Below are 16,443 nucleotides of genomic sequence, written 5' to 3'. Positions count from 1 at the left end.
GGGAATCGCAACTCCTACAGAGTTGCCGCAGCTTGTGTAAGCCCCTCCCCGAACCATCCCCAAGGGGCGGGAGTTCCACATCAAGCCCCATTCCAACCCTCCTAAAGTCCCTTCAAGGGGATGGAGCTACAACGGAAGCCCCTATCCCAGCCTTCTTCAAGTGGAAGGAGCTCCAACTGCTGGCCTATCCCAGCCTTCTTCAAGGGGATGGAGCTACAACGGAAGCCCCATCCCAGCCTTCCCAAGGGGAAGGAGCACCAACTGCTGGCCTATCCCAGCCTTCTTCAAGGTGAAGGAGTACCAACAGAAGCCCCTCCCGACCTTTCACATGGGGAAGGAGCGCCATCCAAGTGCCTTAAACACAGCGGGATAGGACTCCCGCCCCTTGGGGAGGGTTGGGGAGGGGCTTCAGTTGGGGGCGATTCAGGGGCTATTGCCCCTGGCTATGACTCTGGAAGACTACTTGCCCATGACAAACTCGAGGGTGCCACCTGCCATGATGTCGGCGTAGGTGATGTAGTTCTTCTTATACTTCTTGCCGTTGAGCTTGACCGCCTTGATGTAGCAGTCGTCGGCGCCGCGGCGGTTGGTCTTTACGGTGAAGGTCTTGCCGTTGGCGAGGGTGATGTCTGCGCGGCGCAGCTGGGGCGAGCCGAAGCTGTATACGCCCGACGCGGGGTCTACGGGGTAGAAACCCATGCTCGACCAGATGTACCATGACGACATCTGTCCGCAGTCCTCGTTGCCCGAGTAGCCGTCGATGCGGTTGAAGTACTGCTCGGTCATTACCTTGTTGGTGTAATACTGTGCCTTGCGGTCTGCGCCGACCCAGTTGTAAAGGTATGCGCAGTGGTGGCTGGGCTCGTTGCCGTGGGCGTACTGCCCTATAAATCCGCTGGCATTGCCGCCGCCGTCGAGGTCCACTCGGGTGGTGTCGGCGAAGAGGTGGTCGAGCTCCTTCTCAAACTTCTTGTTGCCACCCATGAGTGCTATCATGTCGGGCACATCGTGGGGCACGAAGAAGTTGTACTGCCAGGCGTTGCCTTCGGCATAGGGGTGCATGCCCTTGGGTCGGTAGGTGTATGGATTGAATGGCTCCATCCACTTGCCGTTCTCGTCTTTGGCGCGGAAGAAACCAGTCTTCTCGTCGTAGAGGTTGCGGTAGAGGTGGGCACGGCGGTTGAAGTATTCATAGTCGTCCATCTTGCCCAGGTGCTTGGCGAGTCGCGCCACGCAGGCATCGTCGAAGGCGTTCTCGAGCGTGATGGAGACTGACTCTATCTGTCGTGTCTCGGGCAGATAGCCATACTGCTCGAGCAACTTCCATGGCGACTGGCGGTGCTCGCGCATCGAGGTGCCGCGCACAGCCTCGTAGACGCGCTCGGCGTCGACTCCGGGCAGGCCCTTGAGGGCTGCGTCGACCATCACGGGTATGGCGTGGTTGCCTATCATGCAGTAGTTTTCAGACCCCCACAGCTGCCAGATGGGCAGATAGCCATAGACGTCGTACTGGCGCAGCATGCTCTTGACCATATCGCCCACTCGCTCGGGCTTGAGCAGTGCATAAAGCGGGTTGCAGGCACGGAAGGTGTCCCAGAGGGAGAAGGTGCTGTAGTGGGTCTCGCCCTCGGGCAAACGCGCGTCGGTGAAGTCGGAGCGGGTGTAGGCGCCATTGACATCGGAGACGGTGTTGGGCTGGATATAGGCGTGGTAGAGGCCGGTGTAGAAGATGGCCTTCTGGTCGTCGGTGCCGTCGATGCGTATGTTGGCGAGCTCCTTCTCCCAGGCTGCCACTGCCTGCTGCTGGACAGCCTCGAAACTCCATCCGGGGTTCTCGGCCTCCATGTTTTCGCGGGCATTGTCTACGCTCACGGGCGAGAGTGCCACCTTGACGATGAGGGGTTCGTTCGACGCGCCGAAGTCGAGGAAGCAGCGGGTGTCGCGGCCGTTGGCCACGTCGCCGTCTACATAGACCTCCTTGCCCTGGCGGAATGTCTTTGCCACTACGGGGCGTGAGAACTGGGCGTAGAAATAGACCTTGCGCGCCTTCTGCCATCCACTGAGCATGCGGTAGCCCACCAGCGTGGTGGCGTTGACGAGGCGCAGCTGCGAATTGAAGATGATGGTCTTGCGGTCGCCGCCACGGTTCTGCCCGGCGTGACTCATGTCGAACGCCAGCGTCTGGGGCTTGCCTGCGGGATAGGTGATGCGGGTCATGCCCGTGCGGGTGGTGGCGGTGAGCTCGGTGTTGATGCCAGAACCGTCGAAGCGAACCGCATAATATCCCACGGAGGCCTTCTCGTTGTCGTGGCTGAAGGTGGCGGGGTAGAGGTCTTCGCCCTGCAGACGGGTGATGGGCTCTACCGATGGCTGCATCATCACGTCGAGCAGGTCTACACAGCCGGTGCCGCTCAGATGGGTGTGGGCGAAGCCGTAGATGGTGTTCAGGCTGTAGTCGTAGCCCGACGCGCCGTCGCCATTGGGGCATACAAACTCTTCGGGGCTCAGCTGGACCATGCCAAAGGGAGTGGTGGCGCCGGGGAAGTTGCCGCCCTTGAGGCTGTGGGCATCTACCTGGCCGGTGCCGATAAACGGGTTGACATAACGCGTCACGCCCTCGTCGGTCTGTGCCCATGAGGGCATGGCGGCCATGAGTGCCAACGCTAACATGCAGTGCTTGATGATTTTCATAATGGTAACTGTCTATATATATAATATGGTGCAAATATAAAAAAAAGTAAGGACAACGGCGAAGACGGTGGCTGAAAAACTGCGGACGCGGACAAATATTGCAGCCAACAGCCTAAAAACCACAGCCCCACCCTCGGCACGCTACGCGCCGAGGGGCGTGGGCGCAGGGCTGTGGCGCGGGCGGCATGACGGCTGCTGCGGGGCGGCAACCGTGGCTGACGACGAAGCGAGGACAGACGGGACGAAGGGCAAGGGACGGCCGGTGGAGCAGGGCTGCCGCTCAAACGGCGAGGGGCAAAGTCTGATGACCGTGGGGGATAAAAAAAACACGTTTGCAGATGGCTCGTGGCATCTGCAAACGTGATGATAATCGTATCTGTGGTGGGCTTGGGTACGCCCGAGCGAGCATCGGCGAGGCTCAAGATGGGGGTGAGCGGTCGGGACGCGGTCTATCCCCGGATGACGCGGCGATAGACATCGAGCACCTGGGCGCCCACGTTGTTGCCCTCAAACCGGGCTACATATTCCATGCTGCGGGCTATGCGCTCGTCGCGCCCAGGAGCTCCCACGAGCACCTGGCTGATGGCATGGGCCATGGCTCGGTCGTCATCGGGGTCTACGTAGAGGCAGTCGGGTCCTCCCGCCTCTTCCAGACAACTGCCCGTGCAGCCCACTACAGGCAGCCCGCTCTGGATGGCTTCGATGATGGGCACGCCGAAACCCTCGTAGCGCGAGGGGTAGACACACGCCTCTGCCATCTGGTAGAGCGAGGGCAGATCGGCATTGGGCACACCGCTGAGCCAGCGCACCCGGTCGCCCAGTCCGTGGGCGGCGATGTAGTCCTTGACCTCCTGCGCATAGTCGGTCTGCCGGCCCACGATGACCAGCGCCACATCGTCTATGTGCTGCAGCGCCTTCACCGCCAGCAGTATGTTCTTGCGTCGCTCCACGGTGCCCACGTTGATGATGTAACGGCTGGGCAGCACGTAGCGGGCGTGCACATCCTGGAGCTTGGCATCGCTCTCGCGCAACTTGAAGTGGGTGCTGCAGCTCTGGTAGATAACCTCGATGCGGTCGGGGTCTACGTGTCCGTAGTGCATGATGTCGCGCTTGGTGCACTCGCTGATGGCTATGATGCGGTCTGCCTGGGCTATGGTGCGGTGGAACTTCCATGTGTATATCTTCACATCGGCCCGGTTGTAGTACTCGGGATGTCGCATGAAGATGAGGTCGTGGATGGTGACCACCGTGCGGATGCCGCTGCGGTGGATGCCCAGTGGCAGCTCGCCCGAGAGTCCATGATAGAGGTCTACGGCGTCGCGGCGCAGGTCGCCCACGATGCCCCACGAGCGCCAGAGCCACTTGGGCATGTGGCCGCGGGGGTAGACAAAGTCCATATTGGCGGTGGTGCGTACCTGGGTGCGCAGGTCGTCGCGTCCGGCGTCGGGTGCGTAGAGCAGCAGACGGGTGTCGGCATCGATGATGCCCGCGAGGTCGTTGGCCAGATTGCGTCCGTAGCTGCCCAGCCCCGTGCCGTTGCGCACGATGCGTTTGGCGTCAAGTCCTATTTTCATGTTGTCGGTGTTAAAGCAGTGGAGGCAACTCGTAGAGACGTATGCCGTTGCTGCCCTTGATGAGGATATAATGGTCGCGTATGTCGTTGTCGGCGAGGGCTTGCTTGACCTCCTCCACATCGGCAAACTTGCGATACGCGGTGTCGGTATGGGCAAACTCTTCGCCCACGAGCCACACATCCTTGAGTCCGAGAGAGGCTATGTGGTCTACTATGCGTTGGTGCTCCTCGTGGGAGGCGGCTCCCAGTTCGCGCATGTCGCCGAGGATGGCCATCTTGTGGTCTACCTGCATGAAGGCGAAATTGTCTACCGCCGCCTTCATGCTGGTGGGGTTGGCGTTGTAGGCATCCACGATGAGCGAGTTGCGCTGGGTCACGGTGAGCTGGGAGCGGTTGTTGCTCGGGATGTAGTGCTCGAGAGCATGGCATATCTGCTCGGGGCTCACGCCGAAGCGGAGTCCGATGGTGATGGCTGCCAGCATGTTGGTGATATTGTATGTGCCTATGAGGTGGGTCTGCACGCGGTAGGTGGCGCCGTGGGTCCACTCGAAGCAGAGGAACGGGGCGCTGCTAACCACCCTTCCCATTACGTCGGCATGGCTTGCGGCGTCGGCAGAGTAGGTCATGGTGTCGTCGAGATGGCGCTCGGCGGCCATGGCGGTGAGGTAGGGGTTGGCGGCGTCGATGAAGGTCTGGCAGTGGTGGGCAGCGAGGAAGTCGTAGAGTTCGCCCTTGGTGGCCATCACGCCCTCGAACGAGCCGAAGCCCTGCAGGTGGGCTCGGCCCACATTGGTAATCATGCCGCAGGTGGGCTCGACATACTCGACCAGTGCGCGGATGTCTCCGGGATGGGATGCGCCCATCTCCACTACGGCTATCTCGTGGGTGTCGTTGAGTCGCAGCAGCGTCTTGGGCACTCCCACATCGTTGTTGAAGTTGCCTTCGGTGTGCATCACGCAGTAGCGCTCGGCGAGCACAGCCGATACGAGCTCCTTGGTAGTGGTCTTGCCGTTGGTGCCTGTGATGCCTATCACGGGGATGTCGAACTGGCGGCGGTGCTCGCGTGCCAGCTCCTTGAAGGTGGTCAGACAGTCGTCGACCAGGATGTGTCGGCCGTCGTCCTTATAGTATTCCTTGTTGTCTATCACCACATAGGCACAGCCCTTGTCGAGAGCGGCGTCGGCGAAAAGGTTGCCGTCGAACGAGGCGCCCCTGAGCGCGATGAAGATGCTTCCCTCCGGACAGTTGCGGCTGTCGGTGGTTACGGTGGGGTGTTGTTGGTACAATTGGTATAATTGTCTGCTATCCATAGCTTATGTCATTTACATCGCAAAAGTACAAAAAATATTTTACCTTGAACCACAACGGACCGAAAAATGTGCGCACGGTGCAGACGATAGTCTCTATTGGCGTGGAGATGATGCCCGCCGGCGCGGATGTAGGCTGTGGATGGGTATATATAAATAAGGTGGGGCTGCGGTGCATAAGGCGTTCTCTCGCCGTGCCGCCTGCAGGGGCGAAGATGCCGCAAAAAGTCTTGATTCTTTTCAGGGCTCCGCCCTATGCGGCGGTGCGTGGGGGTGGATGTTGCCGAGAGTACACTCTCTGATATCTGCCGCCACCAAGCGTCGCGCCAGGCTGCTATGGATGACGCCTTCGGCTAATCGCAACACTTACAGGGTAGCCGTATTCGTGGTGTGTGTACCCTGGGTAGAGGCGTTGCGCACCTTAACCCTAAGTTGCAACTTGATGAGTTGCAGAAGGATACCTACTACATCGAAGCAAGAAATGGGGAGATTATCTCTCGCAACTTCATACAGACTATCACAATGAGGTAGGCCGCAAGTATGGTCTTGCACGCGGCATCCCTTACAATGAATTGTCCGAGGAGGAGAAACGAGGACGAAGGCATAAGAAACAAGGTGGTTCTCGAAGCCGAGCGACAGGCGAAAGCTGCTCTTGACAAGGTAGAGAAATACGCTGTTCTTGCCACTGTTGACAAGCAAGAGCTCACCTTCCCTCTTCTCAATATCAAGACACCTGTTCAAGAGGCAATGGATGCCGTTAAGAAAGAACTTGCCATTCCTATTCCTGCACTTATCGGACAAAAGACTTGGCGAGAGGAACGGACAACAAACATCAATGATGCTATTAAGACTCTTGTCGTTGCCATCAACGCTGAACGTGACAAGCAGAATAATGGTATACGAGCATCTGTCAACAAAACTTACACTTACTATATGCAGCAACTCAACAAACTGATTATTGAGAATAAGGCATTGCAGAATGAGAATGAAGTGCTAAAGGCTGAAAATGCAAAAGTGAAGCAACACATATCGCAGCTTGACGAAAATGCTGTCAGACGAGTAACGGCTCAAAAGGATGTTGTTATTGAAAGGCTTAATACCCAATTAGTCTCAAAAAACGAGGACATTACAAAACTCAAGACTGATTACAATACTCTATGGGAGAAATACAAAATCTTGGTTCTTCATTGGAACGACTTGACAAAACAGCTTGAACTAATTGAAGCTGTTAAACGTGTGGAAGACCGCAAGGAGCAAGAAGCGGAGGCAAAACGTGAGGAACAGGCAAGGCAAGACAGATACCAAGGTGTACTTGACCGTATTATTAGTGAAGGTCATGAACAGCTTCAAGCCTTTTCGCAATCAAGCAGAATAGATTTCTATGAGAAAGAAACCAAAGCAATCTATTATGGTATTATGGCTACTGCCACAAAAACCAACATTGCGCTTCGCTCTCCACAAGGAGCAAAATTTGCAGTTGAAAGATTTCTCGCGAGCATGGATTGGAATGGTTGTGGCAACTATCGGAGAGAATGTGTCGCACACTGGACAAAACTCTTTGCTACCGATGAGGTTGTTTATACCGAACCCCTCATTCAGAACTTCCTTTCGTTCATTAACTACATGTCTTGCAGCGCAGATACATACGTTTCACTCGGTGGCTCCAATGGTTGTGCTGACCAACTCACGAATTGGGACGGAACACAGAAGTTTGGATTAGGAGCACCACCAAAAAAGAAGTCACAAGGTTTATCCAGATAATGACAATGAGAGGCGATTTGTAGCGTTAATTACCACAAATCGCCTCAAATTACAGAAATGTGATGCCAGAATAAAGATTTCCAATGATTTATTCTTTCGTCTGAATAAGATTCTTTATCTTTGTAGTCAATAAATGACAATTCCTATAAAAGAAAGTCTGTTGATATCGATTAAACCTTGATATTGTTACAACAAAGAACAATATTATAGGTATTAGTTTCCTATCTTAACACAACTTAAAATGAAAATACTTATATTTTTAAACTTAGGTAACATTCCGATGACAGAAGAAATGTTGCTTGCTAAAATTTCTAAAATAGCTTTATTTCACGGAGGAGTATTGAGTCAATCGCAAGATAACAGAAGCGTATGGATAGTTCGGACAGAAATTAGTAATGAATTCAAAAATCACTATACAAAATCATTCTGGAAGTATTTTGGAGATGGTATTCATAAATTGTTTGATAATTCGGTGTATGTAAGCATATATGCAGATGATTTGCAAAAATATCCCAAAAATCAAGATGAACGAAATATAAGGTATGTCAATAGATTGCAAAAAAAACGATTCGATTTCTCTGGTGATGATATTAGTACGGATCATAGATTTTGGTAATTGAAAAATACAAACAACAGAAACTTTTGAAGAAGGATATTCTTGAGGTTGTATATTCTGCAAACAATATTAAAATCAATAATATTCTTTTAGCAGGAAGTCCATTACAGAATCTTAAAGATTTCTCCAGTGTCAAAAGTAAAACATAAAAAACATTTTACACATAACTATTTAAAAGTAACGATATTATACCATAGAAAGTTTTACATTTATATGATACGAATGTATGACACGAATGAAGATGTTTTAGTAGTAAGAAAATCAGACTATCAAAACAACTCGATTGGAGATGGATATTTCCTTGTTCCTAAAGACGAATGGCAGATGGAGGATGATGGCATTAGTGTGTTCCATCTCTATCTTACCAAAGTTGTGGATGACCGAATAGATTATTATTTGGTAAATGGAGAGTATGTTGTCATCCTTGAAGAACTTCCTCTGTTGAAAAGAGATGATTATATAGAAATTTAGATACATACGACTATGGAGCATAAAACAATTGACAGATTTAGAGGTTGCCTTTATGGTCAAGCCATAGGCGATGCACTCGGATTGGGGACGGAATTCATGACAGATGAGGATATCGCTTGGAAATATCCTCATGGACTACAACACTACAAGCAGATATACCAAGACAGACATCGGAAACGATGGGAGATCGGCGGCTGGACGGACGATACCGACATGATGCTCTGCATTGCTGATGCGGTCATTGAAGACAAGGGTGTTAATTTTTACGACATCGCCCAGCACTTCAAAGGCTGGGCCAATGGCACTCCTATGGGTATTGGAGAAAATACCTATAAGGTGCTGATGATTGGCGACTATGTGGAGCATCCGTTTGATGTATCCCACAAGGTATGGGAAATGAGCAAGTATCAGTCTGCAGCAAATGGTGGGCTGATGCGTACCTCAGTAGTCGGACTTTTCCCGAAAGAAATAAGGACTTGTGCTGAGAATATCTGTCGGCTCACCCATTACGATCCAAGATGTGTCGGCTCATGTGTAATTGTATCTGAACTTATACACGCATTGGTTTATGGTATACAACCGCCAACATTATTTCAAATAAAAAGTTTGGCACAGTTATATGATGCAGAAATCTGTGAATACGTGTACAAAGCGTGGTGTGAATCAAATATTAATAATTTGGTAGACTATGACCACATGGGCTATACCTTAGTTACATTGTCCGTGGCTCTTTGGGCTTATCGACATGCTACTTCATTTGTTGATGGGCTTCTCGCTGTGGTGAATGCGGGAGGCGATGCTGATACAAACGCAGCCGTGGCGTGTGCCATACTCGGAGCAAAATATGGTTATTCATCTATTCCGACAGAATATATTAAAGGTCTCTTGTATAAAGAGACTTTTGACAAAACAATAGATAGCCTTTTGAACATTTGTATAAAGTAAATTATATGGCACTTGCAATAAACATAAACGACCTGCTTAACAAGCAGAAAATAGAATCCAACCGCATTGAGTTCAAGAAAGGTTGGAATCCAGGAAGTATATATCACAGTATATGTGCTTTCGCCAATGACTTTGACGATCTTGGCGGTGGATATATTATCGTTGGTGTCGATACTGACGACAAGACTGGTATGGCAATTCGCCCAGTAGATGGTGTGCCAATGGAAAAGATAGACAATATCTTGCAGGAGATGGTAGGCTACAACAACAAAATGGCTCCATACTATTTACCTCGCACTTCTGTAGAGGAGGTAGATGGGAAACAGTTGATAGTGATATGGTGTCCTGCTGGTAGTTATCGCCCTTATTCTGTACCTGTAAATGTAACGGCGAAAGGAACCAAAGAATACTTCTACATCCGCAGTGGTACAAGTAGCATTGAGGCAAGGGGTGAAGTTCTCGTTGAATTGCGAGAGTTGGCTAATCGTGTGCCTTTTGATGAACGAGGCAATAGCGACATCCAGTTGGAAGATATTTCTCTGGTGCTTCTTCGTGATTATCTTGTCAAAGTGGGTAGCAAACTGGCTGATGATGTGATAACGACTCCGCTTTCTACCATACTTGACCAAATGGAACTGTACACAGGACCAAAAGAAAACCGTTTGCTTCGCAATGTGGTAGCCATGATGTTCTGCGAGAATCCAAGCAAGTTCTTCCCTTACACTCAGATTGATGTAGTGACATTCCCTAACGGAAAGATGAATGATCCAAACAATTTCACAGAAGTTACATTCAAAGGCAGTGTTCCGCAGATGATAAAACAGACAATGGATTACATCAAGAGCAATGTACTCAAAGAGCATGTGCGTAAGATTTCCGGTAGGCAGGAGGCAGAACGTTTTTGGAACTATCCATACGATGCTATTGAGGAAGCAGTTGTAAACTCTGTATATCACAGAGATTTCTTGCAGCATGAACCAATAGAGATTACCATTGAACCAAGCGGAATCTCTATACTCAATTGTCCTGGACCTGACAGAAGCATCTCCAAGGAGGATATAGAAAAGGGCGATATGCTAAAAAGCCGTCGCTATCGTAACCGTCGTTTGGGTGATTTCTTAAAAGAACTTGACCTTACAGAGGGTCGCTCAACTGGTGTTCCAACAATACAAACAAAGTTAGCAGAGAATGGTTCACCACGTGCCATCTTTGAAACTACAGATGACCGCTTGACGTTCTTGGTTACTATTCCTGTTCATGAAGGATGTCGTGAAAGTTCAGAAACGAATAGCAACAGTTCGGAAACAGACATACTTGGTTCGGAAAGAGGTTCGGAAACAAAAACGAAAAGTTCGGAAAGAAGTTCGGAAACAAAGGACTTGATTATAGATATTATAAAACAAGACCCACATATAACAGCCGCTGAAATCGCAATGCAATTGAATATGTCTTCACGAGGAGTTGAGAAGCAAATACGTAAACTTCGTGAATTAGGCAAGATTAAACGAACAGGTGGTAGATATGGAGGCTATTGGGAAATCGTAATATTAGACAAAGAATAAAACGGATATGTTATTAGGAAACAAGATAAGGTCTCTTAGAGACGAACAAGGAATATTGCAGCGTCAAGTGGCTGCATACTTAGAAATAGACACACCCATGTTCAGCAAGATTGAACGCGGGGACAGACGAGCAAAAAGATGCCAAGTAATTCAAATGGCAACATACTTCAAAGTGGACGAAAAGGAAATGCTCACCCTTTGGCTTGCCGACAAAGTATTGGATGCTTTGGAGGGTGAAGACGAATTGAAACTTACAGCCATTGAAACAGCAAAAGACGAGTTAATGGATGTTAATCGCTAACTTGCAGCAAACAATTCATCTTCTGATATAAACAACGCAAGATTGATTTCTTGCATACAATGGGAACTTTATGGTATCATTTATGCTTGATGCCGTAAAGTTTCTTTTGATTTACAGATACTTACAAAGTATATACTGGTTCAAGGGTGAGAATAAATACTTTATAGGCTGTTAGTTGCATAAAACAGATTTTTTAGTCTAATTATGCCACTGTAATAACCGAAAACATCAGCCAATATGTCAAATCTATAGTGCATGATACAAGAAACCCTGGGCTGGGGAATCGCAACACTTACAGGGTAGCCATGATATGTACCCCCCCCCAACCAGCACTTACAGCGTAGCTAAGATATGTACCATGTAACTTCTGCTTTGTCTTGATGTTTTTTGAGCTCCGCTCGCTGGCATTGGAAACACGGGCTGTCGGCGCTACAGATGAACCTCTATTTCCTGTTGCTTAGAGTGATGGCTAATGATATGAAGGCAAAGGTAATGCCCACAATGCATACGCCTAACCAGTTGGCTCGGTTCCATAAATATCCGGCACAGAATGTACCGAGTGAACCACCTATAAAATATGTGGTCATGAAGATGGTGTTGGCACGGTTGGAAGCATGCGGAATCTCTTGCAGGCATTCGCTTTGATTACTGAGTTGCTGACATTGCAATCCTATGTCGACCAGGATGATGGCTGCGATGAGCCCTGCGTAGGTGTCGCCGAAGAGCAAGGCTATTCCCCAGGCCATAATCTGCATGCCTGCTCCGAACAGACTGAATTTACGAATGCCGAACTTAGGGACCTGTTTGCCTATGCCACTTGCCGCCACGGCACCCATGATGCCGCAGAGTCCGAGCATCCCTACCATGTCGCTTCCTGCCCTGAAAGGTGGTTGGGCAAGATGAAAGGCGAGGCACGACCATATGGCCATCATGCTGCCGAAACCAAAGGCGGCACGGATGGAGTAGATGCGTACCGAGGGGTGGAGAACGATAATCTCTGCCATGGTGCTCATTAGTCCTCTATAAGTACCTTCATAGTTGCGTTTCATCTCTGGCATCATCAATAGCATCACGCCCATGCAGATGAGCATCACGAAGGCGGCGATAATAAACATCTCGCGCCATCCCAGCCATTCGCCGATGTAGCCGCTAATCACCCGTGAGGTAAGGATGCCCGTCAGTAATCCGGATAGTACAAAGCCCATATTCCTGCTCTTGTTCTTGGGTGCAGAAAACTGTCCTGCTATCGGGATGAAGAACTGTGGAATCACGGAACAGGCTCCTATCAGCAACGAAGCCCCCCAGAGCATCCACACGTTTTGTGCCACTGCCATCACGATGGCCATCACGGCAGCGATGCTCATATTGACAAGGATGAGTCTCTTGCGTGAAAACATGTCGCCCAGGGGAATGAGGAAGAATAGGCCAAGCGCATAGCCTATCTGCGTAATCACGGTGATGAGGTTGGCGCTCTGCTCGGTAATGCCTATGTCGTGACGGATTAGTTCGAGCAGCGGTTGGTTGTAGTAGCAGTTGGCTACTGTGAGTCCTGCGATGATGGCCATCATCAGGAGAATATTGCGGGGAATACCTTGATTTTCTTTTAGCTGTATCATTTGCGTCTGTTTCTTGTTCCTTTGGGACAGCAAAAATACTACAAAGTTCTTTAATTACATTGTTCTTAGCGATTTTTTATCGCTGCCACGCTAAAGTGGCGGGATAATGCTCATAGGGCGGCTGGTATACAGAATGGAGTGTGGTGAACCTTTGTCCATGAGTCAGTTCTCTTTTGGCATCTTCCCTCTGTTTGTGTTTCGGCATAGTCTGCCATGTCTTCAATCTATACCGAGACAATCTGCTCAAAAGCGACACGGATATGAGCTGGAGTCTGATGACCGATTTTGGGGGGCAACAAAAGAAACAGGGTTGCGGGAATGGAACCTGCAACCCTGAAGTGAGTGGTTGCCGCACTGATGATGCGGCGGGTGATAAGTGCGCTATATACCTTATTATATATATAGCATTATCTCTTGGACAGAACTTCTTGCTCGTACTTCTGTACCTCGGCGATGTACTGCTCGGCTACAGGCACATTGTTCTTGAGGTTGAAGTAGTCGAATACGGCGCCGAATGGGAGGGTCTTCATCTCCTCGAGGAGGGCGAGGCGCTCGAAGCCCTTGCCGTCGTCCTCGTACTTGCGCAGTGTGGCAAGCGGCTCAAGGAATGCCTGGAGCAGAGACTTCTGGGCTGCACGTACGCCGATGACGTAGGCTCCGATGCGGTTGATGGATGCGTCGAAGTAGTCGAGGCCGATGTGGGCACGGTCGAGGGCGTTGGCACGCACAAGCTCGGTGAAGAGGTTGCGGGTGTTGTCGTCGAAGAGTGTCACGTGGTCGGAATCCCAGTGCATGGGGCGGCTCACGTGGAGCATCAGCTCGGGCACGAAGAGGAGGAGGCTGGAAACCATGTCGCTCACATTCTCGGTGGGCTCGTAGTGGCCGGTGTCGAGGGTGTAGATGGCGTTGTTCTTGGAGCAATAGCCTGCGAAGAAGTCGTGAGAACCTACGGTGTAGGCTTCGAGACCGATGCCGAAGAGCTTGGCTTCGAGACAGGACTTCATGTGGGGCAGGTCTTCGGCGAGGATTTCGTCGAGGCTCTCTTTGAGAATCTGGCGGTAGCGATAGCGCTCTACGGTGAGATCCTTGCTTCCGTCGTGAACCCAGATGTTCATGATACAGGGGTCGCCCTGTGCCTTACCCATGGCATCGGCGATGCGGCGGCAGCGCTTGGTGTGCTCAATCCAGAAGTCGCGGATGGCCTTGTCGGGATTGGCCAGCGAGAGGTCGCCACTCTTGGGGTGGGAGAAACTGGTGGAGTTGAAGTCGAGCTTCAGGTTGTGCTCCTTTGCCCAGTCAATCCATCCCTGGAAGTGGGAAACTTCTACCTGGTCGCGGTCTACAAACTTGCCGCCGAACTCTCCGTAAATCTCGTGGAGGTTGAGGCGATGGTTGCCTGCGAGCAGGGTCTGTACTTTCTCTATATCCTGACGCAGCTCGTCGATGTTGCGTGCCTTGCCGGGGTAATTGCCTGTGGCCTGGATGCCACCGGTAAGAGCCGAGTTGCTCTCAAAGCCTGTCACATCGTCGGCTTGCCAGCAGTGAAGTGATATAGGGGTCTTCTCGAGTTCGGCGATGGCTTTGTCGGTGTCTATGCCAAATTCAGCGTAACGCGCCTTGGCGATGGCATAGTTCTGTTCAATGGTTTCTACTTTCATGATTTTGTTATTTTTTTGGTTCATATTTCTTAATCTCTACCGAGTTGGCGATGATATGGCGCATCTGCCAGATGTCATCTACCTCTCCGGCTGCTTTGGCCTGGAGCATCACGTTGCCCAAGGCTGTGCCCTCCTGTGGGCCAGCCAGTACGGTGATGCCGCAAGCGTCGGCGGTAAGCTGGTTGAGGAAGTCGTTCTTGGAGCCGCCTCCGATGATGTGGAGCACCTTGATGTCGGTCTCGCTGAACTCGCGCAGGTAGCCCAGCACCTCGCTGTAGCGTCGGGCGAGCGAGTCGAAGATGCAGCGGATAATCTGTCCGTGGGTTTCGGGCACGGGCATGCCGTGGTCGCGGCAATACTGCTGTATGGTGGCTACCATGGAGTCGGGATTGGTGAAGCAGGGGTCGTCGGGGAAGATGAAACTCTCGTTGTCCTCTATCTCCCAGGCTTCCTTCTGCAGCTCGAGGTGTCCCAGATGGCGCAGCTCTGACCATTCCTGTCGGCATCGCTCATAGAGCCACATGCCGCAGATGTTCTTGAGGAAACGTGTGGTTCCGCCTACGCCGCCCTCGTTGGTGAAGTTGAGCTCGTAGCTGCGGTCGTTGATGATGGCTCTCTTGGACTCGATACCCATGAGGCTCCATGTGCCGCTGCTGAGGTAGGCAAACTCTTCGTCCTTGGCGGGCACAGCGGCTACGGCGCTGGCAGTGTCGTGTCCGGCTACGGCTATCACGGGCACGGCGCCGAGTCCGGTCTGCTTCTGCACGGCCTCGTTGATGGTGCCGATGATGGTGCCGGGGTGGGTGAGTGTGCCAAACTGCTCGCGGTTCAATCCTATGCTCTCAAGCAGTTGCTCGTCAAGGTCGCCCGTGGTGGGGTTGAGCATCTCTGAGGTCGAGGCTACGGTGTATTCGCAGATGGCGTTTCCGGTGAGCATGTAGCTCAGCGCGTCGGGCATGAAGAGTATCTTCTTGGCATTGCGCAGTGCCACGTTGCCCATCTCGCCCATGGTGTAGAGCTGGAAGAGGGAGTTGAAGTTCATGAACTGGATGCCGGTGCGCTGATATATCTCGGCGCGGCTAATCTTCTCTTCGAAGTAGCGCTCCATCATGCCCATGGTGTGTGGGTCGCGGTAGGCGAGTGGGTTGCGCAGAGGCTGGCCGTCGTCGCCAATGCATACGAAGTCGCATCCCCAGGTGTCGATACCTATGCTCGTAATCTCAATGCCACGCTCGGCGACGGTCTTGAGTCCCTTGATGATTTCATTATATAGGGCAAAGAGGTCCCAATAGAAAAAGCCATTGACATTGATTAGAGGATTGCCAAAACGGGTAATCTCCTCCAAAGCAACCTTGCCGTCTGCAAGGGTGCCTATGATAGTTCTTCCGCTGGTTGCGCCTAAGTCAACCGCAAAGAAACACTTTCTATTCTTCATGATTAATGTAAGATTTTTAGTTTTTCTGCAAAGTTAACTGATTGTTGGCATTGCGCATCTTGTTTTTTGACCTTAATTCATAAGTTTTTGACAATATCTACACATTATTATATTATATATAGGCACGTGGGGGCTGGATGGATGCGCGGGAATGGTATCGGTGGTGCCCTGTTTGACGATTATGGGCGTCGGGTCGTGTCGTGGTGGTGGCTGTGGGCGTGATGAGGGTCGAGAGGCACCTTCGGGTGCTTTTCGCGGTTTTTCCCGCTCTTTTGGCGTGGGTGGAATATGACGCGAAGATTGGCTATAGAGCCACTAAAATCGTGACAAAATGGGCGAAAATGGCCTCTTTTGTCAAAATATGCGAAAAAAATTGCGTTTATTTTCAACTTTTTTGTTGAAATGTTTGGTTTGTGTTGAAAAAAGCTATACCTTTGCATCCGCTTTCGAGAATGAAACACTTCTCCTGAGCGCTGAAGAAAGAGTTCTTTGAAAGATTTAAGATAA

General features: G+C 51.1%; 13 protein-coding genes. 6 read left to right on the top strand and 7 right to left on the bottom strand.

Annotation, left to right across the window (positions count from 1 at the left end; all coding sequences use genetic code 11):
* Window positions 1-459: 459 nt before the first annotated feature.
* From CIK92_RS01045 to murF, 3 genes are all read right to left on the bottom strand, one after another.
* The gene (locus tag CIK92_RS01045) at window positions 460-2,691 is read right to left on the bottom strand and encodes a GH92 family glycosyl hydrolase (RefSeq protein ID WP_094387864.1); all 2,232 of its coding nucleotides are present in this window, start codon (window positions 2,689-2,691) and stop codon (window positions 460-462) included.
* Window positions 2,692-3,140: 449 nt separating this feature from the next.
* The gene (locus CIK92_RS01040; protein WP_094387863.1) at window positions 3,141-4,265 is read right to left on the bottom strand and encodes a glycosyltransferase family 1 protein; all 1,125 of its coding nucleotides are present in this window, start codon (window positions 4,263-4,265) and stop codon (window positions 3,141-3,143) included.
* 10 nt (window positions 4,266-4,275) lie between these two features.
* Entirely contained in the window at window positions 4,276-5,574 is a 1,299-nt protein-coding gene (murF, locus tag CIK92_RS01035; RefSeq protein WP_094387862.1) for a UDP-N-acetylmuramoyl-tripeptide--D-alanyl-D-alanine ligase, read from the bottom strand.
* A 612-nt stretch (window positions 5,575-6,186) separates the two neighbouring features.
* Between murF and CIK92_RS01025 the strand changes: the two genes are divergently transcribed.
* From CIK92_RS01025 to CIK92_RS01000, 6 genes are all read left to right on the top strand, one after another.
* Entirely contained in the window at window positions 6,187-7,332 is a 1,146-nt protein-coding gene (locus CIK92_RS01025) for a hypothetical protein (RefSeq protein WP_144008391.1), read from the top strand.
* 241 nt (window positions 7,333-7,573) lie between these two features.
* A complete protein-coding gene (locus tag CIK92_RS01020) occupies window positions 7,574-7,948 on the top strand; it encodes a hypothetical protein (RefSeq protein WP_094387859.1) in 375 nt (124 codons plus the stop codon).
* Between the two features lie 213 nt (window positions 7,949-8,161).
* Window positions 8,162-8,419: a hypothetical protein gene (locus tag CIK92_RS01015; protein WP_022310125.1), complete on the top strand. Its 258-nt coding sequence runs from the start codon at window positions 8,162-8,164 to the stop codon at window positions 8,417-8,419.
* 12 nt (window positions 8,420-8,431) lie between these two features.
* The gene (locus CIK92_RS01010; RefSeq protein WP_094387858.1) at window positions 8,432-9,364 is read left to right on the top strand and encodes an ADP-ribosylglycohydrolase family protein; all 933 of its coding nucleotides are present in this window, start codon (window positions 8,432-8,434) and stop codon (window positions 9,362-9,364) included.
* Between the two features lie 5 nt (window positions 9,365-9,369).
* Window positions 9,370-10,926 (top strand): RNA-binding domain-containing protein, encoded by a 1,557-nt coding sequence (locus CIK92_RS01005; RefSeq protein WP_094387857.1) that lies wholly within the window; start codon window positions 9,370-9,372, stop codon window positions 10,924-10,926.
* Window positions 10,927-10,933: 7 nt separating this feature from the next.
* A complete protein-coding gene (locus tag CIK92_RS01000; protein ID WP_094387856.1) occupies window positions 10,934-11,227 on the top strand; it encodes a helix-turn-helix domain-containing protein in 294 nt (97 codons plus the stop codon).
* A gap of 443 nt (window positions 11,228-11,670) precedes the next feature.
* On the opposite strand, the gene CIK92_RS00995 is transcribed toward CIK92_RS01000, so the two are convergent.
* The 4 genes from CIK92_RS00995 to CIK92_RS13950 form a co-directional block, all read right to left on the bottom strand.
* Window positions 11,671-12,843 carry an MFS transporter gene (locus CIK92_RS00995; RefSeq protein WP_094387855.1) on the bottom strand — a complete coding sequence of 391 codons (1,173 nt, stop codon included), beginning with the start codon at window positions 12,841-12,843 and terminating at the stop codon, window positions 11,671-11,673.
* A 407-nt stretch (window positions 12,844-13,250) separates the two neighbouring features.
* Window positions 13,251-14,501 carry an L-rhamnose isomerase gene (locus tag CIK92_RS00990; protein ID WP_094387951.1) on the bottom strand — a complete coding sequence of 417 codons (1,251 nt, stop codon included), beginning with the start codon at window positions 14,499-14,501 and terminating at the stop codon, window positions 13,251-13,253.
* 7 nt (window positions 14,502-14,508) lie between these two features.
* Entirely contained in the window at window positions 14,509-15,936 is a 1,428-nt protein-coding gene (gene rhaB / locus CIK92_RS00985) for a rhamnulokinase (RefSeq protein ID WP_094387854.1), read from the bottom strand.
* 179 nt (window positions 15,937-16,115) lie between these two features.
* Window positions 16,116-16,443: hypothetical protein (locus CIK92_RS13950; RefSeq protein ID WP_216821918.1), on the bottom strand; the 328-nt coding region annotated here is incomplete at its 5' end.

It is taken from the genome of Prevotella sp. P4-67 (genome assembly GCF_002251325.1).
Lineage (GTDB): Bacteria > Bacteroidota > Bacteroidia > Bacteroidales > Bacteroidaceae > Prevotella.
The sequence above is the reverse complement of the archived record's forward strand: the minus strand, read 5'-3'. Positions and strand labels throughout refer to the sequence as shown.

What these genes read in the sequence shown, in the direction of transcription:
- CIK92_RS01045 (WP_094387864.1), bottom strand. Translation starts at nt 2,691, where the DNA reads ATGAAAATCATCAAGCACTGCATGTTAGCGTTGGCACTCATGGCCGCC.
- CIK92_RS01040 (WP_094387863.1), bottom strand. Translation starts at nt 4,265, where the DNA reads ATGAAAATAGGACTTGACGCCAAACGCATCGTGCGCAACGGCACGGGG.
- murF (WP_094387862.1), bottom strand. Translation starts at nt 5,574, where the DNA reads ATGGATAGCAGACAATTATACCAATTGTACCAACAACACCCCACCGTA.
- CIK92_RS01020 (WP_094387859.1), top strand. Translation starts at nt 7,574, where the DNA reads ATGAAAATACTTATATTTTTAAACTTAGGTAACATTCCGATGACAGAA.
- CIK92_RS01015 (WP_022310125.1), top strand. Translation starts at nt 8,162, where the DNA reads ATGATACGAATGTATGACACGAATGAAGATGTTTTAGTAGTAAGAAAA.
- CIK92_RS01010 (WP_094387858.1), top strand. Translation starts at nt 8,432, where the DNA reads ATGGAGCATAAAACAATTGACAGATTTAGAGGTTGCCTTTATGGTCAA.
- CIK92_RS01005 (WP_094387857.1), top strand. Translation starts at nt 9,370, where the DNA reads ATGGCACTTGCAATAAACATAAACGACCTGCTTAACAAGCAGAAAATA.
- CIK92_RS01000 (WP_094387856.1), top strand. Translation starts at nt 10,934, where the DNA reads ATGTTATTAGGAAACAAGATAAGGTCTCTTAGAGACGAACAAGGAATA.
- CIK92_RS00995 (WP_094387855.1), bottom strand. Translation starts at nt 12,843, where the DNA reads ATGATACAGCTAAAAGAAAATCAAGGTATTCCCCGCAATATTCTCCTG.
- CIK92_RS00990 (WP_094387951.1), bottom strand. Translation starts at nt 14,501, where the DNA reads ATGAAAGTAGAAACCATTGAACAGAACTATGCCATCGCCAAGGCGCGT.
- rhaB (WP_094387854.1), bottom strand. Translation starts at nt 15,936, where the DNA reads ATGAAGAATAGAAAGTGTTTCTTTGCGGTTGACTTAGGCGCAACCAGC.